The sequence below is a fragment of the Cellulophaga baltica genome (assembly GCF_900102165.1).
GTDB classification, from domain to species: domain Bacteria; phylum Bacteroidota; class Bacteroidia; order Flavobacteriales; family Flavobacteriaceae; genus Cellulophaga; species Cellulophaga baltica.
The window spans coordinates 111699-137164 of the sequence record NZ_FNBD01000009.1 but is presented as its reverse complement, the minus strand read 5'-3'; the positions used below and the strand labels follow the sequence as shown (position 1 = coordinate 137164).

15 protein-coding genes are annotated in these 25466 nt (G+C 35.7%); 12 read left to right on the top strand and 3 right to left on the bottom strand.

Annotated features, from left to right (window positions below; all coding sequences use genetic code 11):
• Positions 1 to 14 precede the first annotated feature (14 nt).
• Both BLQ19_RS15725 and BLQ19_RS15720 read right to left on the bottom strand, forming a co-directional pair.
• On the bottom strand, positions 15 to 1175 hold the full coding sequence (locus BLQ19_RS15725; protein WP_074538975.1) for a mandelate racemase/muconate lactonizing enzyme family protein: 1161 nt from the start codon (positions 1173 to 1175) through the stop codon (positions 15 to 17).
• 12 nt (positions 1176 to 1187) lie between these two features.
• Entirely contained in the window at positions 1188 to 2498 is a 1311-nt protein-coding gene (locus BLQ19_RS15720; protein WP_074538974.1) for an MFS transporter, read from the bottom strand.
• A 313-nt stretch (positions 2499 to 2811) separates the two neighbouring features.
• Between BLQ19_RS15720 and BLQ19_RS15715 the strand changes: the two genes are divergently transcribed.
• The 11 genes from BLQ19_RS15715 to BLQ19_RS15670 all read left to right on the top strand — a co-directional run bounded on the left by BLQ19_RS15715 (position 2812) and on the right by BLQ19_RS15670 (position 24500).
• Entirely contained in the window at positions 2812 to 7095 is a 4284-nt protein-coding gene (locus BLQ19_RS15715) for a two-component regulator propeller domain-containing protein (RefSeq protein WP_074538973.1), read from the top strand.
• 164 nt (positions 7096 to 7259) lie between these two features.
• Positions 7260 to 8777: a sulfatase family protein gene (locus tag BLQ19_RS15710; RefSeq protein WP_074538972.1), complete on the top strand. Its 1518-nt coding sequence runs from the start codon at positions 7260 to 7262 to the stop codon at positions 8775 to 8777.
• Between the two features lie 29 nt (positions 8778 to 8806).
• On the top strand, positions 8807 to 11284 hold the full coding sequence (gene galB / locus BLQ19_RS15705; RefSeq protein WP_074538971.1) for a beta-galactosidase GalB: 2478 nt from the start codon (positions 8807 to 8809) through the stop codon (positions 11282 to 11284).
• Between the two features lies 1 nt (position 11285).
• Positions 11286 to 12677: a sulfatase-like hydrolase/transferase gene (locus BLQ19_RS15700; RefSeq protein WP_074538970.1), complete on the top strand. Its 1392-nt coding sequence runs from the start codon at positions 11286 to 11288 to the stop codon at positions 12675 to 12677.
• Between the two features lie 7 nt (positions 12678 to 12684).
• On the top strand, positions 12685 to 14274 hold the full coding sequence (locus BLQ19_RS15695) for a sulfatase family protein (RefSeq protein ID WP_074538969.1): 1590 nt from the start codon (positions 12685 to 12687) through the stop codon (positions 14272 to 14274).
• 224 nt (positions 14275 to 14498) lie between these two features.
• Positions 14499 to 17375: a glycoside hydrolase family 2 protein gene (locus BLQ19_RS15690; protein ID WP_074538968.1), complete on the top strand. Its 2877-nt coding sequence runs from the start codon at positions 14499 to 14501 to the stop codon at positions 17373 to 17375.
• A 72-nt stretch (positions 17376 to 17447) separates the two neighbouring features.
• Positions 17448 to 19232 carry an arylsulfatase gene (locus BLQ19_RS15685; RefSeq protein WP_254788401.1) on the top strand — a complete coding sequence of 595 codons (1785 nt, stop codon included), beginning with the start codon at positions 17448 to 17450 and terminating at the stop codon, positions 19230 to 19232.
• A gap of 3 nt (positions 19233 to 19235) precedes the next feature.
• On the top strand, positions 19236 to 19652 hold the full coding sequence (locus tag BLQ19_RS21640; RefSeq protein ID WP_254788398.1) for a sulfatase-like hydrolase/transferase: 417 nt from the start codon (positions 19236 to 19238) through the stop codon (positions 19650 to 19652).
• A complete protein-coding gene (locus BLQ19_RS15680; RefSeq protein ID WP_254788396.1) occupies positions 19636 to 20877 on the top strand; it encodes a sulfatase/phosphatase domain-containing protein in 1242 nt (413 codons plus the stop codon). Before BLQ19_RS21640 ends, BLQ19_RS15680 begins: the two co-directional genes overlap by 17 nt.
• 220 nt (positions 20878 to 21097) lie before the next feature.
• A complete protein-coding gene (locus BLQ19_RS15675) occupies positions 21098 to 21964 on the top strand; it encodes a LamG domain-containing protein (RefSeq protein WP_074538966.1) in 867 nt (288 codons plus the stop codon).
• A gap of 34 nt (positions 21965 to 21998) precedes the next feature.
• Positions 21999 to 24500, top strand: a complete 2502-nt coding sequence (locus BLQ19_RS15670) for a glycoside hydrolase family 2 TIM barrel-domain containing protein (RefSeq protein WP_074538965.1) — start codon at positions 21999 to 22001, stop codon at positions 24498 to 24500.
• A gap of 141 nt (positions 24501 to 24641) precedes the next feature.
• Here the strand turns inward: BLQ19_RS15670 and BLQ19_RS15665 are convergent, their stop codons facing one another.
• Entirely contained in the window at positions 24642 to 25295 is a 654-nt protein-coding gene (locus BLQ19_RS15665; protein ID WP_254788394.1) for a sulfatase-like hydrolase/transferase, read from the bottom strand.
• Here BLQ19_RS15665 and BLQ19_RS15660 point away from each other — a divergent pair.
• Entirely contained in the window at positions 25257 to 25454 is a 198-nt protein-coding gene (locus BLQ19_RS15660; protein ID WP_081690225.1) for a substrate-binding domain-containing protein, read from the top strand. The genes BLQ19_RS15665 and BLQ19_RS15660 overlap by 39 nt on opposite strands.
• Positions 25455 to 25466 lie beyond the last annotated feature (12 nt).

The following is a 25466-nucleotide window of genomic DNA, read 5'->3' as shown; positions in this document are numbered from 1 at the left end:
TTATACTTCTTGTTTTACCAATTGGTGAAAGAACCATCACTACGGTGTAGTCTAGGAATTTCTACCGGAACAAATTCTGATTGTGCCGCCAAATCTTCATTGAATTCTACACCTAAACCGGGCGTATCTAGAACTTTATACCGAGGCCCTTCTAATGTGTGTTGTAATGGATAATACTCCGGAGCATTAGTTCCCATGTATTGTGCTGGCGTATTTACCTCTTCTAACCAACTAAAATTAGAACATGCTGCCCCCAAATGAATGGATGCGGCCGTACAAATAGGCCCTAATGGGTTATGTGGCATTAGATCTATATAATGAGATTCTGCCATTGCCGCTACTTTCATTGCTTCCGTAATTCCGCCAACGTTGCAAACATCAAGACGAACATATTGCGTAATATTCTTCTCTATAAAAGGTACAAATTGCCATTTGCTTGAAAATTCTTCACCGATAGTAAAAGGTACCGTTATAAGCTTACGAAGACTTCCATAAGCCTCTGGGCTCTCATCTCGAATAGGTTCTTCTATGAAATCTATTGTACCCGCTGGCATCTTACTGATAAATGAATACGTCTCTGCAGCATTTAAACGTGTATGATAATCAATACCTAATGTGACTTGAGAACCAATCTCTTTTCTCAAATCGATAAGCCAATCTGATAATAAGGCTATTGATTTTCTAGATTCAAAGAGACCTTTATCGTCTTGTGATTCAAATTCTGCAGGTGCCAACCGAAGCATTGTCCACCCTTCTTTAACCAATAGGAGAGAATAATCAAATAACTCTTCCCTCGTGGTAAAACGTACGGATGCAAAACAGTCTACATAATCGCGTTGTTTTCCTCCTAATAATTCATAAACAGGGACCCCTAGTGCTTTACCTTTAATATCATATAAAGCAATGTCTATTGCCGATATAGCTGCAGCCAATACGCGTCCGCCTTCAAAATACTGGCCTCTATACATCTCTTGCCAAAGTGCTCCAATTTGCCTTGCATCCTTACCAATTAAAAATGGTTTAAAATGCTGAATAGCTCCCACAACAGCAAGTTCACGCCCAGATAATCCCGAAGCACCCCAGCCATATATACCAGAATCTGTTTCCACCTTTACTACCAATTGGCTCCCAGACCCGACATTTATGGGGTAGGTTTTTATATCTTTTATTTTCATAACTGTAAATTCTTAATTCTTTGGCCTAGGAACAATACGCTCTACCTTGCCTACTATAAAAGTGTAACTTATAAAACCTAGTAAAGCTATAGCTCCGATAAAAAACAAAGCAGGCTTAAAATCTCCATCCTTAACCAAGTATCCTATAATAACAGGCACAACAATACCTGCCAAACCACCTATAAAATTAAACGCACCACCCGTAAGACCTATAAGTTTTTTGGGCGCCATTAAGGAGATAAATACCCAAGCAATACTGGCCAAACCATTTCCAAAAAATGCAATGGATAAAAATAAGATCACTAGAAACGTATCATCGGTATAGTTTGCCCCTATAATTGCTGTAGAAAGCAACATACCACATATGATAGGCAGCTTACGCGCTATCTCAACGGTATAGCCGCTTTTTATTAAAAAATCTGAAGTAAACCCAGATAACAACACGCCAAAAAATGCTGCTAAAAAAGGAATAGATGCTAAAAACCCTGACTCAAGAAAATCTAGACTTCTATATTTTACCAAATACGTTGGAAACCAGGTTAAAAAAAATATGATAATAGTTCCTAAGCAAAATTGCCCAATATATAACCCCCATAGCTTTCGATAGGAAAACACTTCTCTTAAATCTGACCAACTAAACTTTTCTACCTTCTCCTTTTTGTCAGTGTCAGACACTCCGTCTATCAACCCACCTCCTTCAGCGATATAGTCTATTTCTTCTTGATTCATGGTTGCATGCTCTTTAGGATCTCTATATAAAACATACCACAAAATAGCCCAAACCAAACCAATAGCTCCTGAAACATAAAATAATCCCCGCCAACCCAGATAACTCTGAATAGCCGTCAAAACTGGTGTTAAAAATGCAAGCCCCAAAAATTGTCCTGAAGTATAAATTGCAATGGCAGACGCGCGCTCTTTTTCAGGAAACCAACGCGTAACAATAACATTGTTCGTAGGATAAGAAGGTGCTTCAAAAACACCTATTGTAGCTCTTAATCCTAATAAGCTTACAAAAGAATTAGCCATTCCCTGAACCAAAGTGGCTATAGACCACAATGCCATAATCACCGAATACAAAACTCTAGTCTTAATTTTATCTGCCATAAATCCTCCAGGAATTTGTAGAATAGCATAGGTCCATGAAAAAGCAGAAAAGATAAATCCCATTTGAACAGATGATAAATCTAAATCTTCACTTAAGGCAAAAGCTGCTACAGAAATATTACTCCTATCCAAATAATTTATAACCACCGTTAAAAAGACCATCGCTAAAATGCCGTACCTTTTATTGGTTTTCTTGGTGTTTTGTTCTTTTTGCATCTGTTCTTTTGTATTGCTGCGCAGACCACTAAAACTCTAAAAAGTAATGAATTAGCTATCCGAAAAAATGATTTTTAATAAGTTGAAGTACAGAGGTAAGAAAAAAAATATCTAGTTCGTAGCAAACTATTTTTTAGGGACGCAACATATGTTCAAAAGACTACAACATATGGAACAAAGAAATAGAACCACCTTATTAAATCTATTTTAAAATACTGAAATACAGTAATTTAAGTTGAAAATTAAAAATAGTTCATGAACCCTAAAAACGATATAGACACATATATATCTGCAATTTGATATATTTGTTAGTATGAGCTACCCCCTTAATCATATAAACACAAAACAAAGTATTGTCTATTTAATATGGAGTCTTCTCGTATTAATATCTCCTGCTTGTTTTGCGCAAAATTCATTAAAATTTGAGCATCTAAATACCGAGAATGGATTATCACAAAGTGATGTAAATACCATTTTTCAAGATGATAATGGTTTTATGTGGTTTGGTACGCATGACGGCTTAAATAGATATGACGGTTATAATTTTACTGTTTTTAAACCTAATCCAGAAAATCCTCATAGCATAAGTAGCAATTTAATTTGGAAGATAATTGATGATGACCAAGGTAATTTATGGATTGGAACTACTGGAGGTGGCCTAAATTATTTTGATAAAAAGACGGAAAAGTTCAAGAGTTTTAAGAATGATCCAAAAAATGAATTTAGCATCAAGAGCGATTATATTACCTTGCTTTTTAAAGATAGTAATAATAGATTATGGGTGGGTACGACAAAGGGCATTGATATGGCCGATTTATCTAAATCTACTGATTCCTTAAAATTTGAGCATTTTAACTTATACCAAAATAGTAACTCCCCTACAAGAAACAGTAATAACGTTAGTACTTTCTACGAAGATAGTATGCATCAAGTATGGATTGGTGGTATTAACGGACTTTCAAAATTATCCAGAGATAGCAATGGAGATATATACTTTCAAGAAGTTAACAAGCAAATAAATTTACCCAACATTCAAGTAAGGTCTATCGTTGAAGATAGTTACGGTCATTTAATACTAGCGACAAATAATGGCCTATATCGCTACGCACCTAATGAAAAAGAAAATCAACTTCAATTTATATACAAGGGTACATTCAATACCGTTTCTATAAATAATTTTCATATTTGGGCAGGTTCAGATGACGGTCTATTAGAATTCTCCAATCTAACAGAAGATAAAATACCTAAGTTAGTTGGCTTATATAAATATGATCCAGAAAACCCTACCAATAGTTTAAGCAAGAACGCTGTAAAATCGCTTCACATAGACCATACCGGTATTGTCTGGGTAGGTGTTAATGGTGGCGGCATCAATAAATTTGATCCTCAAAGAAAGCAGTTTTCACATATTAAAAAAAATCTTGAGCTAGGCAGTTTAAGCAACGATAAAATTAGAGCCATACATGAAGATAGTAATGACAACTTATGGATTGGAACAGAAGGCGGCGGACTAAATTTACTAGGTAAAACCAATGCCACGAGTAATTTTAATGAATTTCAGCATTTTACAAAAATTAATAAAGTATTTGCTATTGAAGAGATAAAGCTCAAGAGTTCTACCAAATTATTTGTGGGTGGCGAAAATGCACCCGGATTATTTGAAATACAATTAAATACGCATAAAAAAATCACGGATGAAGACCTCAAAGAAATCCCAGAAGTTCCTAGTAGTGTCTTTTCAATTTTACAAGACAAAGACCGGAATGTTTGGTTAGGATCATACAATGGTGGCATACAACGTTGGTTAATCAACGCAGATGGAGATAGTTTTACAAAAGATGACTTAAAACATAACCCAACTATTGAGACTAGCATTCCTAACAATATTATTAGAGATATCTATCAAGACAATAAGGGTAACATTTGGTTTGCAACAGGTAATGGCTTAGCTAAATTACCTGTTGATCAAATTACCTCTAAGAATCCAAAATTTGTTATTTATAAGAATGTTCCTAATGATGCGCGTACTATAAGTCATAATTATATTCTGACCGTTTTTGAAAGCAAATCTGGAGTTATCTGGGCCGGAACATTTGGTGGCGGATTAAACAAATTAATTCCCGCAACTAAAGATACGCCAGAACACTTTAAAACCTATGCTGAAAAAGATGGGCTACCCAACAATGTCATCAAAGGTATACTAGAAGATGACCATGGAAACCTTTGGCTATCTACCAACAAAGGCCTATCAAAATTTGATATTGAACGAGAGAGTATTCAAAATTATGACGTAAATGATGGGTTACAAAGCAATGAATTTAGTGAATTAGCAGCTTTTAAAACTAAAGATGGGTTAATGCTTTTTGGTGGTATTAATGGCTTTACTGCGTTCTATCCAGAGGAGATTATTAGCAATAAAGTTATGGCTGAAACTGTTTTAACTAACTTTTCAATCTTTAATAAACCCGTTGCTATAGGTGCAAAAATTAATGGTCGCATTATATTAGATCAAGCTATAAATTCTATTGATGATATTGAATTGAAATACAGTGAGAATAGTTTTTCTTTCGAATTTGCAGCCTTGCATTATGCAGCGTCTAATAAAAACAAATATGCTTACAAACTAGATGGTTTTGATAAAGATTGGATTTATACTACTGCAGATAACAGGTTTGCTACCTACACCAACCTTGAACCAGGTTCCTACATTTTACGCGTAAAAGCGTCAAATAATGATAATATTTGGGATGAAACCCCAGTAGAACTAGAAATAAATGTTACACCTCCTTGGTGGCGTACCACTTTTGCTAAAATTATTTATGCATTAATGGCCATTGGATTACTATATGCTTTTAGACGATTTACAATTATTAGATCTGCAGAGAAACATCAGCTAGAATTGGAGCATTTAGAAAATGACAAAAATGAAGAAATTCACCGTTTAAAGCTGGAGTTTTTTACCAATATCTCCCATGAGTTTAGAACGCCATTGACGCTTATTAAAGGTCCTTTAGATTACTTAATCAAAAAAGGATCAGAAATGAGCCCCAAAGAAGCAAGAGATCAATATGGTTTAATGCGAAAAAATACAGATTATCTCTTACGCCTTGTAGATCAGTTATTGGACTTCAGAAAAATGGATCATGGAAAAATGAACCTTAATCTAAGTAAGAGTGATATTGGTGGTTTTTTGAAGGAAGTAGGCGAACCTTTTCAGTTTTTAAGCCGAAAAAAAGAAATCAATTTTAAAATTGAAACTTCCAAGGATGCTATTGTTTCTTGGTTTGATCCTGATGCGGTTGAAAAAATTATTAATAATTTATTATCAAACGCCTTTAAATTCACCCCTGAAAATGGAACTATTCTTTTAAATATATTTGACGGCACAGACTTCAAAAAACCAAGTGACATTGCAGTAGATATAGATCAATCTAAATACATTGTTATACAAGTAAAAGACTCTGGACCTGGAATTCCTGCGCATAGATTACAGCATATTTTTGAGCGCTTTTATACGGAGATTGGACTAACCACGCATGTTAATACAAAAGGAACAGGGATTGGACTATCTTTTACTAAAAACTTAGTAGAGCTACATCAAGGAATTATAAAAGTAAAAAGTGATTCTGAGAATGGATCTACCTTCTTTGTATGGCTCCCTAAAGAAAAAGAAACTTTTGAAGCTACTAAAGAAATAAACTTCCATGAAGTTTTTGAGCCCAATACCTTTATCAGCAAAATTGACGCTGATTCTCACGCTATTAGCTTTATGGATGATATTATAGACCAAAACATGACAAGATCTAGGTCCAAGCTTCCATTGCTATTAATTGTAGATGACAATCCAGACATTAGATCTTTTATTAAGAGAGGATTAGGAGAAAGCTATTATATTTATGAGGCTGAAAATGGTGAAAAGGGCTTAGAATTAGCAAATAAATTTATGCCTAATATCATAATCACAGATCTTATGATGCCGGTCATGGACGGAATAGAACTTTGCAACAAACTAAAAAGTGCCAAAGAAACAAGTCATATTCCTGTAGTAATGTTAACAGCAAAGACATCACAGGAGAAAGAAATTGAAGGACTAAAAACAGGTGCAGATGCCTACATTAGAAAGCCATTTGATCTGGAGTTATTGGAACTAAAACTTTCCAATATTTTAAAAGATCGCGAAGAGTTGCGGAAAAAATTTAACCGAGAGATTACATTACAACCAAATGAAGTAACTGTAACCTCATCTGATGAGAGCTTCCTACAAAATGCCATTGAGATTGTAGAAAAGCATATGATGAATTCAGAGTTTAGTGTTGAAATGTTAGTCAAAGAAATGAGTATGAGTAGAAGTAACTTGTACTTAAAAATAAAAGAATTAACCGGACTCTCTTCTAGTGAATTTATACGAAATATCAGATTAAAAAGAGCCGTACAGCTTTTTGAAAAAAGCGATTTATCTGTAAAAGAAATTATGTATATGACTGGTTTTAATACCGCATCATACTTTTCTAAATGTTTTAAAAAACAATTTGGTGTCATCCCTAGTAAGTACATAAGACTTACCAACAATGAGGAGGGCACTACTGAGGAATCGTAAACTTAAAACATTTGTTTTATTATAAAAACCATCTGTGATTCTTAACTAAGAATAGAAATCTCAATTTTGCTTTATAGTGATTTTTAGTACATAAGTAATTTATTGAGTTAATTATTTAATGCTCACTTTAATCGGTGGGCATTATTTTTTAAGAATGCCTACACATGAAAACAAAAGTTTACTTATTTGTAGCTACAAGCTTTTTTCTTGCTTGCAATAGCAAACCAAAACAAAACCCGGAACCTAAGAAACCCAACATCGTTTTTATTTTCACAGACGATCAAACCTATTCTTCCATACATGCATTAGGAAACTCGGAAATCATTACTCCTAACATGGATGCCATGGTTCACGAAGGCACCACCTTTACGAATGCTTACAATATGGGTTCATGGAGTGGCGCTGTTTGTGCTGCCTCTAGAGCTATGTTAATTTCCGGAAGATCCGTATGGAGAGCTAATAATTTTAGGCAACATTGGATTCAAAACGACTCTATTGATAAAACTTGGGGTAAATTACTTCAAAATAATGGCTACGAGACTTACATGACAGGGAAATGGCATGTAGATGCTCCGGCCCATAAAGTTTTTGAACATACCACACATACTAGACCAGGCATGCCAAAAGATGCTTGGGATCATGCTACCATGGTCGCTAAATTTGATTCGCTCTCAAAAATTCCAAATGCTAAATCGCAAGATATTATGCCTAATGGCTATAACCGGCCGCTTTCCTTGAATGATACTACATGGGATCCAACAGATACTTCTAAAGGCGGATTCTGGCAAGGTGGGCAGCATTGGAGTGAAGTGTTAAAAGACGATGCTATTGGATTTATAAATACGGCTAAATCTAGTGAAAAGCCTTTTTTCATATACCTAGCTTTTAACGCTCCGCATGACCCTAGGCAAGCGCCGCAAGAATACCAAGACTTGTATGCTGTAGAAAATATGACGGTTCCTAAAAGTTATATGCCCGAATATACCTATAGACATGCTATTGCCAATGGTGATAATTTAAGAGATGAAGCACTAGCGCCATTTCCAAGAACAGCATTGGCTGTAAAAACCCATAAAAAAGAATATTATGCAAGCATCTCTCATGTAGATGCTCAAATTGGCAAAATCATTGAGGCACTAAAAAACTCTGGCAAGATGGACAATACCTACATCATCTTTACGGCAGACCATGGCTTAGCAATGGGCAGACACGGCTTACTAGGAAAGCAGAGTTTATTTGATCACAGCATTAGACCCCCAATGATTATTTTAGGTCCTGATATCCCTAAAAACAAAAAAACAAATGTAGATGTGTACTTGCAAGATGCTATGGCTACCTCATTAGATCTTGCGGGTATAGACAAACCAAAATACATTGAATACAACAGCTTCTTAAACATTGCAAAAGGAAAAGAATCCAAAAGCAGCTATGCTGCTATTTACGGAGCATATTTAGATGTACAACGAATGATTCGTAAAGATGGATACAAATTAATGGTCTATCCTAAAATTAAAAAAATACTGCTCTTTGATTTAAAGAATGACCCTGAGGAAATGAATGATATTTCAAAACTTCCAGAGGAACAAAAAAGAATAAAAACACTGTTTCTAGACTTACAAAAACTACAAAAGGAAATGGACGATCCTCTTGATATTAGTGACTGTATTGTCGCCATAAACTAAAACAACTCGACTAAAACTAAACAAAACGCATGAAAGCTTTAAAACTTACCCCATTGATCTTTTTGTTCATTTCCATTTTTATATCTTCCTGCCAAGAGAACGGCGTAGAAGTTATAGCCGATCAAGAATTTAATAAAGATTGGCTTTTTTTAAAAGATACCGTACCAAATGGTGAAGCCATAAATTTAGATGATAGTACCTGGCGAAAACTAGACGTACCTCATGACTGGGCTATAGAAGGTCCTTTTAATAATAAAAATAATGCCCGAAATGGCGGGTTACCTATAGATGGTATTGCATGGTACAGAAAACACTTTACCCTTGAAGCTAAAAATAAAAATAAGCAAGTAGCCATTGAATTTGATGGGGTCATGGATAATTCTAAAATATATGTAAATGGAAATTTTGTGGGTGAACGTCACTATGGGTATAGTGGTTTTGAGTTTGACATCACTCCATATATAAAATTTGGTGAAGACAATATTATTGCTGTAAAGCTTGCTCCTGAAGTTTTATCAGAAAGATGGTATCCTGGAGCCGGTATTTATCGCAACGTACGCTTAAAATTAAATGAGAAAGTACATATTCCACAATGGGGAACATTTATTTCTACTCCAGAAGTTACTTCAGAAAAAGCGACCGTAACGATTAAAACAACGTTGAAAAATGCTACCGATAAACCTCAAGAAATCTTTTTAGAAACTACAATTATTGATGCCTCCAATAAAACTATGGGCATATCAACCGAAACCATAGAAGTAGCAAATGATTCGGAAAAGCAATTAACACAACATATGACGGTTGTAAACCCAAGCCTTTGGGATATTGGCAAGCCTAATCTATATAAAGCCATAAGCCGCGTAAAAATAAAAGATCAAATTGTGGATGAATTTGAAACGGAATTTGGAATTAGAACTATCGAATTTAAAAAAGAAGGTTTCTTTTTAAATGGAAAAGCGGTAGAATTTAATGGCGTTTGTATGCATCACGATTTAGGCCCCTTAGGAGCTGCTGTAAATTACAGAGCAACAGAGCGCCAGATGCAAATTATGCAAGAGATGGGAGCCAATGCATTACGTACCAGTCACAATCCTCCATCACCAGAAATGCTACAAGTCTGTGATAGATTAGGTATTGTGGTTATCGACGAAGCTTTTGATGAATGGAAAGAACCAAAAGTTCCCAATGGCTATAGCAAATATTTTGACCAATGGGCAGAAAAAGATTTACGTGATATGATTAAGAGAGATCGTAACCACCCTTCTGTAATTATGTGGAGTATAGGTAATGAAATCCTAGAACAAGGTAAAAAAGACGGTTGGAAAATTGCCAAAATGCTGAATGATATTTGCCATGATGAAGATGATTCTAGACCCACAACTGCTGGTTTCAATTATTACCCAGCTTCCTTCGTAAATCAATTAGCCGCTCAGATAGATGTTGTTGGGGTTAATTATAAACCTGCATATTATGGAGAAATCAGGGAACAGAATCCGGATATGATTTTTTATGGATCAGAAACATCGTCACAAACATCTACAAGAGGTTTTTATGAAGTTCCTCAAGATTTCCATGTCAATAAAGAAACCAACCAAGTTTCTAGTTATGATGTTACTGTTGGTCCGCCTTGGGCCTACGCTCCAGATATTGAGTTTGATGCTCAAGAAAAAAACCCACATTCTTTAGGAGAATTTATATGGACAGGCTTTGATTATTTAGGAGAACCAACGCCTTATGGTGGTAGAGACAATTCTACGAATGGTTATTGGAATGATGATTGGCCTTCTCATGCCTCTTACTTTGCTCCTGTTGATTTAGTTGGTTTTCCTAAAGACCGTTTTTATTTATACCAAAGTCAATGGACATCGACTCCTATGGTTCATGTCTTACCACATTGGAATTGGGAAGGCAAAGAAGGGCAAACCATACCTGTTTACGCTTATACCAATGCAGATGAAGTGGAGTTATTCGTAAACGGAATATCTTTTGGAAAAAAAGTAAAGGGCAAAGATCTAACAGACGTATTTACAGAATACAATGGCTTTAAGAAAGGCATCTACAAATCTAAATACCGATTATCATGGCAGGTGCCTTACCAACCTGGGAGTTTAAAAGTGGTTGCGTACACCAATGGAAAACAGGTAGCTTCTAAAGAACTAAAAACGGCAGGAAAACCTACTAAAATTTCATTAGTAGCCGATAGAAATACAATTAAGGCAGATGGTAAAGACCTATCATTTATCACGGTACGTGTTGAAGACGAAGAGGGTAATTTATGCCCTAAATCGGATAATTTGATTAAGTTCAAAGTGGAAGGATCTGGTAATTTAGCAGCGGTTGGAAATGGAAATTCTGCGTCACTAGAATCTTTTCAGGAAAACTACATCAAATCATTTTTCGGTAAAAGTTTAGCCATTATAAAAGGTACTGAAAACAAAGGGGAGATTACTATTACGGCAACCGGAGAAAATTTAGCTACAGCAACCTTAACCATTAAAACAGAGTAGAATGATATCCTACAAAAAAATTATATTGCTATGTGCTGTACTCAGTTTTGTCCTGAAGACCAATGGGCAAGAACAACCTAATATTATAGTGATTCTCACAGATGATCAAGGATGGGCAGATGTTGGCTTTAACGGAGCAACAGATATACCTACACCAAATTTAGACAGACTAGCTTCTGAAGGTGCTATTTTTTCTAACGGATATGTATCACATCCGTATTGTAGTCCTTCGAGAGCAGGGTTATTAACTGGCCGCTGCCAAGCACGTTTTGGCCATGATTGTAATATGCCCTATGATGGAAAAAATGATGCTACTGTAGGCACACCATTATCAGAAAAAATGATTTCCGAAGCCTTGAAAGAACAAGGATATAGAACCAGTGCAATTGGAAAATGGCACTTGGGAGACCATCCAGATTTGTATCCACCAGCACAAGGTTTTGATCACTGGTTTGGTTTTCCTGGAGGCGGTATGAATTATTGGGGCGAATCTAAAAATGAAATTCAGACAATTTATAGAAATAGAAAGGTGGTACCCGAAGAGGAATTAACCTATTTGACTGATGACTTCACAACTGAAGCCATTAGTTTTATTACCAAAAAAGATAAGAAACCTTTTTTCATGTACCTTGCCTATAATGCACCTCATGCCCCAGATCAAGCAACAAAAGAATACCTTGAAAAAACCAAACATATAGAATATGCTGGTAGAAGTATATATGCTGCTATGGTTAATGCTGTAGATGCTAATGTTGGTAAAATAGATTCTACATTAAGTGCTAACGGTTTAAAAGAAAACACCATTCTGGTATTTTTAAGTGATAATGGAGGGAGAATAGAACATGCCGATAATAAACCTTATAGAGGCCACAAAGGCATGCTATTTGAAGGCGGAATTAAAGTGCCATTCTTTATCACTTGGCCTAAAAAAATAAAAGAAAAATACACCTATAATAAACCAATATCTTCCTTAGATTTATTCCCTACATTTTTAAATGCAGCTGGCGGTAAAGCAAAAAAAGAAAGCCAGTTAGACGGAGTAGACTTACTTCCTTTCATTCTACAGAAAACACAAGAAATTCCTCATGAAACCTTGTTTTGGAGATCATCAGGAAACTTTGAATATGCCGTTAGAAAAGGCAATTACAAGCTCTACAAGAGTGCTTATAAGAACAAAACCTTACTTTTTGATCTTGAAAAAGATCATCTGGAACGCTATGATATTTCAAATGAAAACCCTGAAATTATAGTCGCCTTAGAAAAAGCCTACAAAAAATGGGATGCCAAAAACATAGCTCCAGGTTGGTTAGATCCACATGCAGAAAATGTCCTTAAAGAAGACAGAAAATGGCAAGGAAACAGAAACAAATCACTAAACAAAAAAATAAAATAACAGACCAATGACATCACATTCAATCTCTAAAAACATTTTTTTAAAACTTGGTTTATTGCTTTTAATCGTCTGTACCTTTAGCTGCAAACAAGAGAATAAAAAAAAGGAAACAGCTACTACCGAAGTAAAAGAGGCTTCTTCAAAACCTAATATTGTGGTAATTTACTTAGATGACTTAGGTTATGGTGATATCAGTGCTAATGGCGCAACAGAAATTAGTACTCCTAATATAGATAAACTTGCACATGGCGGAGTGCGTTTCACCAATGGCTATGCTACCTCGTCAACCTGTACTCCTAGCCGATACGGTATTTTAACAGGAGTGTATCCTTGGAGAAACAAAGATGCTCAAATATTACCTGGTACCGCCCCATTAATTATAAGTACAGAACAAACTACCGTTCCTAAAATGCTAAAACAACAAGGCTATACTACCGGCATTGTAGGTAAATGGCATCTTGGTTTAGGAACAGGTCACGTGAATTGGAATGAGCGGGTTTCTCCTGGTCCTAACGAAGTTGGTTTTGACTATTCTTACATCATGGCAGCAACACAAGATCGAGTTCCTACCGTATACATTAAAGATGGTCATGTAGATGGTTTAGATCCTAATGATCCTATCGAAGTAGATTATGCGCAAAATTATGAAGGGCAACCTACAGGAAAAGATAATCCTGAGTTATTAAAAATGAAGTGGCATCATGGTCATAATAATAGTATTGTAAATGGTATCCCTAGAATTGGATTTATGAAAGGTGGTGAAACCGCTAAATGGAAAGATGTTGATATGGCCGATCACTTTCTAGAAAAAGCAAAAGACTATGTCAAGAATCATAAAAAAGAACCTTTCTTTTTATACTATGCCTTACAACAACCACATGTACCGCGTACTCCTCACCCACGCTTTCTAGGCGCATCTGGTATGGGACCACGTGGCGATGTAATTCTTGAAGCTGACTGGGTTATCGGAGAATTTATAAAAACATTAGAAGACGAAAAAATATTGGAAAACACTTTAATTGTTTTTACGAGTGATAATGGCCCTGTCTTAAATGATGGTTATTTTGATGATGCTGTAGAAAAATTAGGCAACCATACTCCTGCTGGCGGTTTAAGAGGAGGAAAATATAGCTTGTTTGATGCAGGAACGCATGTACCCTTTATTACGTATTGGAAAGGCACCATTACACCAAGTGTTTCTGACGCTCTTGTTTGCCAAGTTGATTTATTGAACTCTTTAGCGAAACTTGCGGGCAGTGACATCACAACAAGCGATAGTGAAGAGCTAATGGATGTACTATTAGGAAAATCTAAAATAGGAAGAACTAACCTAGTACTAGAAGCCGGTCAAAAAACAGCCCTAAGAAGTGGCGACTGGATATTAATTCCGCCTTATACAGGCAATCCAATAAACACCCAGGTAGATATAGAATTAGGGATAGCAGATACATACCAACTCTACAATCTCAAAACAGATATCAAGCAGGAAACTAATTTAGCCGTTACGCATGCAGAAAAACTTAAAGAGATGATTGCGACCTATGAAGAATTAAGAGGAGAAACCACTATAGAAATAAAAGAATTAGAACTAAAATAAGTAATGCTAATTTAAATAAGAGAAGAAGACTTTGGAATGTATTTCAAAGTCTTCTTTGTTTTTACACTAGATTCTGAATTTTCCAAGCCAAAACAAACTAAAATATTCAAGATTACGAGGTATCTAACCACAATAAACCATATGTGGTAAGTTTACAAACATTTCTACTGGCGTACCATTTTAAGAATAAATAATTTTATTACCACAAAACTCACTCACTTAAAATGAAACTAAACTATTTATTATTCAGCCTATTCATTAGCACATTAACATTTGGTCAAAACACAAAATTACCACAAGGTTTTGAAGCAGGTGACCGAACAAAAACAAACTTAAACATTGGATGGAAATTTCATTTGGGAGATCTAGAGCAGACTCCTACGGCTACAGATTTTGATGATCGTTCTTGGAAAGAGGTTTCTGTTCCGCACACTTCTCAACTAGTATCCTATGAAATGGATATTATTAAAGAAACCTGGGTACAAGAAAAATTCTTACGGGATATTAGCTGGTATCGTAAAAAAATAAAAATTGATGCAAAACCATCTAACAAGATTTATTTAGAATTTGAAGCAATTCATAATGCCACAGAATTATGGATTAATGGAAAAAAAGTAGGGAAATACGCGGTGAATGGATATGTACCATTTCATTTTGATATAACCGACTTTGTTACCTTAGGGAAAGAAAATACGATAGCGATAAAAGCAGATAATAGTTATAGCCAGACTATTGCTCCTGATCCGCATAGAACAGATTATGTAAAATTTGGAGGGTTGTATAGAGATGTGTATTTGGTAACTACAAACCCAGTACATGTAACTTTCAATTGGGAAGATTATGATGCAGGTGTTCATATTACGACGCCTACGGTAAATAAGCATAATGGTACTGTAACTATTAAAACTACGGTAAAGAATGATCATGCAGCAGATAAGAAAACAAAGATTGTCACGAATATTATTACGAAAGAAGGTTTAGTCCTTAGAAAAGTGATTTCTGAATCTACTATAAAAGCACACAGTACCCACACATTTAGACAATCGGTTACTGTTGAAGATGATTACCATTTATGGTCTCCAGACAGTCCTTATTTATATCGCGTAAATTCCGTCATCTATGATAATGAAACACCATTAGATTTTGTTGAAAACACTTTTGGTTTCAGAAAGTTTGCCTTAGAAAAAGGAAAAGGATTTGTATTAAACGGAGAACCCTTATTTCTAGTTGGAGCAAACCGTCATCAAAGTTATCCTAATATTGGTGATGCCGTTCCAAACTCGTTTCATTACAACGAAGCTCTACAATACAAAAAAGCCGGTATGAATATCATAAGGCTTTCTCATTACACACAAGATGATGCTTTTATAAAAGCTTGTGATGAATTAGGAATCTTTATTTATGAAGAACCATCTACCTGGATAGAATGGGGCGGCGATACTTGGTTTGAAAATTTAGAAAAAGCAACAAGAACTATGATTCGTAACCATAGAAATCACCCTTCTATAATTGTTTGGGGAGCTGGTATTAATCATAGAGGTCCTGTGCCTAGAATGCAAACCGTGGCAAAAGAAGAAGATCCTTTTAGATTGACCGCCTCTGCCTCTGCCCCATGGGACGGACCAAAAAATGAAGGCATTACAGATGTACATGCCACTATGGATTATCGTAGGACGGAGTTTCCCGAGAGTGCCTTTACCATGGTTATGGAACACGGTAGTTCTCCTAATTCAGAAGTAAATCAATTTCACATATCTCGTTACAAGGGCAATAAAAACAATTTTGCCGCAATCACATGGTTAGGAGCAGATTACAATCACTTGCAACCTGATATTGTAGATGATCAATGGTCGCGAGATTTTATGACCACGTACGGTGTTCTATCACCTTACAGAGTACCTAAACCTGTGTATTATTGGTATCAATCAGAACTGGTGGCAAAGCCTATTGTTCACATTGCTGATGAAACGGCTTCTAAAGATGGAAAAATTCGTGTATTCAGCAATTGTCAAGAAGTAGCCTTATACCACAACGGTAATTTAGTGGCGAGACAGGTACCGGATAATGACATAACCAAAATCAATCTAAATCATCCGTCTTTTACTTTCAAGTACCATTGGAAGGAAGGGACTTTAAAAGCCGTTGGTTATACCAATGGAGAAAAAGTAACGGAATTTACACGACAGAAAGAAGGTAAACCACACCATCTAAAAGTGACGTATAACATTACTGACCAACCTTTCTATGCAGGTGGATCAGATGTAAGATTGGTCTACGCTTCTATTTTAGATGAAAATGGAGAAGTTGTAACCAGTTCAGAAAACGAAGTTAGGTTTTCGGTTTCTGGAGCTGGAGAATTAATAGACAATGGTAAAATTTATGCAAATCCTGCACCAGCATATAATGGTGTTGCAGCTATCTATGTGAAAGGAACCAACAACTCTGGCACTATCACGGTTACTGCAAAAGCAACAGGTATAAAGTCTGGTAAAGCAACAATTAGTACCGCGAAATTTAATACCGATGAAATTGCCAATACTGCAAAAACGATATACGATTTTCCCATTACCAGGGTAGATATTGGTGGAGAAAAACAATTGGTACAATTTGAATGGGAAGAATGGACAGGAATTACCAATAATGATTTAAACTATACCATTAAAGAAACAAATACCCAAGTAGAAATAAGCGCCAACGAAAAAATAAATTGGTTAGGGAATGGGACAAGTATGCTCGGGGATTTAAGTTTCGTAGGTACAGACGGCCTATTTGTTGAGAAAGGAGAAATTCATTTTAAATTAAGCAATTTAAAAGCCGGCTCATATGTTCTAGAAACATTTCATCATGCTAGAAAATTGGATATTAAATCAACCAATGAAATAGAAGTTACTGTAAATGATGCAGATGGTAGTTTCACGAGAACATCAGACGATCATATTGTAAATTACTACGATAATAATAGTAGCGGTGAGCGTCAACCGATTTCTATTAACTCAACCTTGGTGTCAGATGGTTCCAATCCTGTTATTTTAAAATTTAAAAATAAAATCGAAAAAGGAAGCCTTTGGCTAAATGGTTTCGTTTTAAAACAAATAAAATAAATCAACTAAACTTCAAAAATGAGGTATTCTAAAGTAAAATCAACTCTCTTTGTAATTTTAAGCTTTATTTTTATGACAGGTTGTTCCAATAAAAAACAGCTCAAAAAAGATAAAGAAGAAAAATCAAAACCCAATGTAATTATTGTAATTACCGATGATCAAGGATATGGAGATCTAGGTGTTCATGGCAACAACATCATCAAAACTCCCAACATAGATTCTTTTTATACAGAGAGCTCACATTTAACTAATTTCCATGTAGGACCTACATGCGCACCTACACGTGCAGGGCTAATGACTGGGAGATACGCCAATAGTACTGGGGTTTGGCATACGGTTGGCGGATGGTCTTTATTACGCGAAAATGAAAAAACGTTGGCCAATATGTTTGCTGAGGCTGGTTATAATACGGGTGGATTTGGAAAATGGCATTTGGGTGATAATTATCCGTTTAGACCAGAAGATCGTGGTTTCCAAGAAACGGTAATGCATGGCGGTGGTGGCGTACAACAAACCCCTGATTATTGGGATAACACCTACTTTAATGACACCTATTTTCATAATGGAAAACCAGAAAAATACGAAGGATATTGTACCGATGTGTTTTTTGACGAAGCTATTAAATTTATTGAAACGAATAAGGATGAGCCATTTTTCTGTTATCTAGCTCCCAATGCTCCACATGGTCCTTACAATGTACCTACAGAATATTATGGCTTGTATAAAGATTTAGATGAGGCTGTTTTAGCAGATACACAAAAGCGTTTTTATGGGATGATTACCAATATTGATGATAATTTTGGAACACTACGAACCAAATTAAAAGAACTCAATATTGCTGATAATACCATCTTAATTTTTATGAGTGATAATGGTACTGCAGCAGGATATTACAATAAAAAAGGAAAAGTTACCGGTTATAATGCGGGCATGCGTGGTCATAAAGGAAGTGAATATGAAGGCGGTCATAGAGTTCCTTTCTTTATTCACTGGAAAGACGGCAAAATTAATACGCCGAAAGATATTAATACGCTTACGGCTCAAATTGATATACTACCTACACTTGCAGACCTCTGTGGTATCGCATTGCCTAAAGATCATTTGGCACTGGACGGCCAAAGTATTGCCCCACTATTAAAAGGAAAAGATACCCTAAACGATAGAATGCTAATTACGGATTCTCAACGGGTACAAAATCCTAGAAAATGGAAGAATTCTGCAGTAATGCAAGCTAATTGGCGCTTAATTAATGGAAAAGACCTGTATGATGTTTCCGAAGATATAGGTCAGGTTACCAATATTGCTGCTGATAACCCCGAGAAGGTTAATGAAATGAAAGCGTTTTATGAGCAATGGTGGACTCAAGTTTCGAAAGATTTTAATGAAAAAATTTACTTTAAAATAGGGTCAAAAAGTGAAAATCCTACTACCCTTACTGCTCATGACACTCATGGCAAAGAAACGATGCAACCTTGGAATCAAATTCAAATAAGAGAAGGTAAGATGGGTAGTGGGTATTGGAGTGTTGATATTCTGGAAGAAGGCACGCACGAAGTAGCACTTAGAAGATACCCGATAGAAGCTGACCTAAGCATCAATACCACCACCCCAAAAATAACAACCACAGAAATTCCTGGATTAGAAAAAAACATACCAGAAGGAAAAAATATGCAGTATACCAAAGCTGTTATAGAATTTGAACATCAATTAAAATTAGAAACTGAAGTTCAAAAAGATGCTAGCTCAGCAGATTTCGTGGTAAACTTAAAAGCGGGTAAAACTAAATTTTTTGGAAATTTTGTTGACACTCAAAATCGATCAAATATTGCCTATTACGTTTACATAAAAAAAATATAAACCATGAAATATATATTTGTAATTCTTTTTCTCTTTGTTACGCTACTAAAAGCACAAGAACGTCCCAATATTGTTTTTATTCTAACGGATGATCAATCCTATGATTTATTAGGGTGCACAGGCAATGCTGTAGTTCAAACCCCTAATATTGATAAAATAGCTCAAGAAGGTATTTTATTTACCAATGCCCATGTCACGAGTGCCATTTGTACACCTAGTAGAATATCTATCTTATTAAGCCAATACGAACGCAAACACGGCGTAAATTTTAATTCTGGCACAAGTGTTTCCGATACTGCATGGGAAAATTCATATCCTGTAATACTACGAAATAGTGGTTACTATACGGGCTGGGTAGGAAAGAACCATGCTCCCATTGGCGAAGGAGGATACGATAGCGGACATGGAACAAAGTTTTGATTATTGGTATGCAGGCCACGGACATTTAGGATTTTACCCGAAAGACAATCACCGAATTTTTAACGATGCTATTGCCTTTACGCAGCCAGAAATTATTAATGAAGGAGTAGATGAATTCTTAGATCCTAATGCTAGAAAACTAAAAGGAGCACTACATTTTTTAGAAAACAGACCTGCAGACAAGCCTTTTATGCTATCTATCAATTTTAATTTACCACATGGTGCGGGTACCCGTTCTATTAAATTAAAAGAAGATGACGATGCTATTTATAAAACCATGTATCGTAATTTGGACCTTTCATTACCTGAAAATTATATCGCTAAAGCAGATATAAAGACACCAAAATTACCTGCTGACCTGCTTAAAACTGAAGATAGACAAGAAGGATATAATTATGTTGATACTGCAGAAGGATTAAAAGAACGCTACATACGAGAATTAGAGGCAATGACAGGTATTGACCGACTGGTGGGAAATCTAAGAAAAAAACTGAAAGATCTAAAACTAGATAAAAATACGATTATTGTTTTCACCTCTGATCACGGCTTATTTGGGGGGCAACAAGGTTTAGGAGGTAAAGCTCTTTGTTATGAACAAACTACCCATGTGCCAATTATTGTATTTAACCCTAAAGCACCTAAAAAGCAAAAAGGCTTGAAGAGTGATGCCTTAGTGCAAACCATAGATATTGCGCCTACTATGCTTGCTATGGCTGGAGTTACTCCTCCAAGCACTTTTCAAGGTAAAAATATCTCATCGTTAATCACAGGTTCTACAACAGAAGTACGTAATTATGTCTACACAGAAAATCTCTGGTCTACGCATTTTGGAAATCCTAGATGTGAGGCGATACAAAATAAAGAATGGAAATATATTCGGTATTACAAAAACAACAACTTCTCTGCCTCAAAAGAAATTAAGTATGCGAAAGAAATAGGTATTCCAATCAATGAAATGCTATATAGCATGCACGATCCTCAGGTTGCCATTTACCGAGATTATATTGAAGCGCCTTTACATGGGGAAAAACCTGTATATGAAGAATTATATAATTTAAAAAACGACCCCAATGAGCTTTCTAATTTAGCAAACAATCCACAACAATCAGAGGTGCTCGCTAACTTAAAAAAACAATGGAAAGTAGAAATTACAAATGCTAGAGGCACTGGAAAGGCTGAGGTTTACAGGTATACAAATGACCTTTACCCAGATGGCAAGCATTAAAATGCCTGAACTTAATGTATATAGCCAGTTGTTGATGTCATTAAATCATAACATAACAATCAGCCTCTAAACCATGACGCATAGTTATACAATAGAAGTATACAAAGCCTAGCTCATATTATAATTTTAAGATGTTATGCTTTTGCTTTGCAATTATTCTAGTGAGAATAAAACTAGTAATTCTCTCCGTAAATTGACTTATCAAACAAACTATTTCAAAATGAAAAAAATTTATGTTGCCTTATTCTTTTGCGTTGTTTTCAACATCCCTTTAGCTGCACAAATAGATGCTCCCACAGGTAAAAAATGGATAAAAATCGATCAGCTTTCAGATGATTTTGAAGGAGAAAAATTGAACACCAAAAAATGGGAAGCTGATCCTGAGGGTCATCCTGATTTTGGATGGATAGGACGCCCTCCTGCCCTTTTCAAAGAAAATGCTATTACACTCAATGATGGTTTTATGGAAATTGAGGTGGGTAAATTAGAAAAAACCTTCACTAGTTTAAAATACAATACACCATCTATATACAACTATTACGGTGGTATTGTTAGAGCTCTTCAGCCCATATCTTACGGCCATTATTTCGAATCTAGATTTAAAATGAGCAAAACTGAAATGGGAGGTGGTTTTTGGTTAATGTCTAGAAACACTTGTGGAAAAAAACATGAAATAGACATAACAGAATCTGTAGGAAGTGTATCACCTTTAGCCCAAGAGTGGGGCAAAGTTTGGGATAAAATCATGCACTCTAATACTATATTCCGAAAAACCGATTGTAATGAAGCCACTAGAAGTCAAAATATGATGCTTCCAGAAGTTAATAATTCAGAAAAATTTTACACGTATGGGTGTTGGTGGAAAAGTCCAACTGAACTCTTGTTTTACCTTGATGGAAAACATGTATACACCATAAAGCCACCTGTAGCCTTTGATCAGCAACTGTTCATTCACTTCTCTATTGAAAGTTATGATTGGAATCCAATACCTGAAAATGGCGGTAAGGTTCTAAGTGCTAGCAAAGAGGATAGAACTGCATTTATTGATTATATAAGAACCTACAAATTAGTAACCAAAAAAGACTAATTCAAAATAAGGTCTCAACACTATTTTATAAACTATGAAAAAATACACATCAGTAATACTCCTAATTTGTTCCCTGCACTTTTTAGCGGCACAACATAGCAGCGTAGACATTTTAAGAGATTGGAAGTTTAGTAATTATGATCACGGAGCTGCCTTTCAAGAAAATTTTAATGATGCCGATTGGGAGCATGTCACTGTACCTCATGATTGGGCGGTTAAAGAAGATTTCAACTTCACTCATGACATTCAGTTAACCATGGTAATTCAAGATGGTGAAACAACTCCAAAGTACAGAACCGGACGTACAGGAGCTTTGCCTTATGTTGGTATTGGCTGGTATCGAACAAATTATACGGTTTCTGCTACAGAATTAGAAGAAAATATAGAACTACTCTTTGATGGTGCTATGAGTAATGCTAAAGTTTACGTAAACGGTGCTTATGTTGGAGCAAGACCCTTTGGTTACATTTCTTTTCATTTTGATATTACCAAATTCTTAAAAGCTGGAGAGAACACTATCGCTGTACGACTAGAGAACTTTAATAGTCAATCACGCTGGTATCCTGGAGCTGGTTTATATAGAAAAGTCTCTGTACAAAAGAGAAATAAAACCCATGTTAAAACTTGGGGAACTTTTGTTTCTACTCATCAAATTACAAAAAAGAAAGCCTTAGTTCATTTAGATTTAGAAGTCGTAGGTGAAGGAAAGTGTACGATACTCAACGAGATAATAGCGCATGATGGAAAAAAAATAGCTCAAAATTCAAAAGATATTTCTTTAAATGGAGAAGCAAAACTATCTGAAAACTTTAAAATTCTAAAACCTCAGCTTTGGGATATTAAAACACCTCAACTTTATACTTTAAAAACTTCCATTTTAAAAAATGGAACGGTCGTAGATACCTACACGACCACCTTTGGAGTTAGAAGTATTCGATTTGAACTGGATGGGTTTTATTTAAACGATGAAAAAATACGGTTTAAAGGCGTAAACATGCACCATGATTTTGGCCCTGTAGGTGCTGCTTTTCATAAAGAACTATTTATCCGACAAATGAAAAAAATGAAGGAGATGGGCGTTAATGCAATTCGGTTTTCTCATAATCCACCCGCGCCAGAAGCGCTAGATATTTGCGACGAAATGGGCATTTTAGCTATTGATGAAGCCTTTGATGAATGGCAATTAGGAAAAGTTTTAAACGGGTATTCTAAACATTTTGATTTGTGGGCTAAGGAAGACCTTAGTGATATGATTTTAAGAGACAGAAACCACCCTAGTATTATTATGTGGAGTATTGGAAATGAAATTATGGAACAGTATCAACATGATCCTAACAAAATTACTTCCTACCTAAATACAATTGTAAAATCTTTAGATACTACTCGAGCAACCACCGCAGGCTTTAATTCAGCTAACAATGCCTTAGAAAGTGGTATGGCTTCCACCGTAGATGTGGCAGGGTTTAACTATAAACCAGGAATTTACCATAAAATAAGAGAACACTATCCGACTATAAAATTCTACGCTAGTGAAACAGGAGGCTCTTTGAGCACCCGAAATTCTTATAAATTCCCTGTTGTTTTTGATACGTTGCAAAATAAAAGAGGAACATCTGTGCATACAGAGCTATATGCAGACGGGCAACCAGGAAATTATGAGAACACGAACGTTCCATGGGGTTATGCCCCATATAAAGAGTTTGCATCACAAGAGTATAATGATTTTGTTTATGGCGAATTTGTATGGACGGGCTATGATTATTTAGGAGAACCTTCTCCATACCATACGGCAAAATCAAGAAGTTCTTATTTTGCCCCTGTGGATATGGTAGGATTGGAAAAAGATAAATTTTACTTATACAAAAGCGAATGGAATGAAGATACAGAGGTGTTACATTTCTTTCCGCATTGGTCTTTACCGGAAATGAAAGGTAAAAAAATCCCTGTGGTATGTTATACGACATATGATAAAGCAGAATTGTTTGTAAACGGTAAGAGCTATGGTATAAAAACCAAAAATAAACCAGCAATACCAGAATTTCTAGCAACAGATATAAAGAAAGAAGCCTCCGGAGGTACAACTATGGCTCAGGTAGAAGCGTATGCTTTAGTTTGGGAACAGGTAATTTATGAACCGGGGGAAGCCAAAATTATTGCGTATAACAAGAAAGGTAAAAAAGTAGCAGAAACCAGGCGTGTTACTGCTGGGAAACCTCATCATATCAGCATAAAAAATGAAACGCAAATAATTCAAGAGGGCGAAGTAGCTGTATACGTTGTTTCCGTAGTGGATAAAGATGGAAATTTATATCCGCACTATAATAAAAACATGAAGATTGAAGTCAGCGGAGCTGCTCAATTTTTAGCTTCGGGAAATGGAGATCCTACTAATGTACAAAACCTGTCAAAACCCACTAGAGCCTTTTTCAACGGTCAAGCCGTGATCTATGTTCAATCTATTGCTAAAGGAACCATCGTATTAAAAACGAATTCTGAAGATTTTGAAGGTACAAACACTACGGTAATTGTAAAGTAAATAGGGCTTCTTAGCCTACATAATACGGATAATAATAAACTCCGCTTAGATTTGGATGCTAAGCGGAGTTTATTATATTGAAATATGAGGCCTTAAAATTTAACTACCAGAGAGCTCATTACTCAGATTTATATTAAGCCTTTACTCTTTTCTTGCAATTACGTTTAATGGCTCTGGGGTTTCTGTTCTATTGATTGATGCATCATGTGCTGTAGCATGCAGATTAAATCTAGGAAGTACTTTATTTAGTTCATCCCTTTCTTTTCTATGTGCTTCAGAAACTTCACTCCAATCCTTTATTTTCTTAAAACTGATTAAATCGTCAGGATTCTCACTAACATCCCACCAATCATTTCTACCATCTTTTAAAACAAAATCACCTCGAATAATCTGCATTTCTTTATGATAGCCATAGATCCACTCCCGATGTTTTGGTTTATCCGTAGTTAAAAAAGGCAGTAAACTCTCTCCATTAACCTCATAACTATCTGGAATCTTTACCTTCGCAATATCAGCTATGGTTGGGAGCATATCTGACATATTTACCAATGTATCTTGCAATCCCTTTTTAGTCATGTTCATACCTGGAGCATAGATGATTAAAGGAACATGGGTACCTTTTTGAGAAACAGGACTTCCTTTTCCATAGCCGCTTGTACCATTATCCGCACAAAAAATAAAGATGGTATTATTCTCTACTCCCATATCCTTTAATTTGTTCATGTACTGCCAAACCTGATAATCTAAATAATTAACATGATGGTGAATACCACTTTCGGTAATGGTACCACCCATCCCTCCTTAACTTCGGTTGAGCAACCCACAAACGACATAGGTCAAACTACTGCCAAATTACTTCTTGATCAGATTAATAATAAAGGCTTATTTGTTCCCCAGACAATCATATTAAACGGAAGATTAAACATTAGAGATTCATCTGTAAAAATTAAGTAACGGTTACTATAA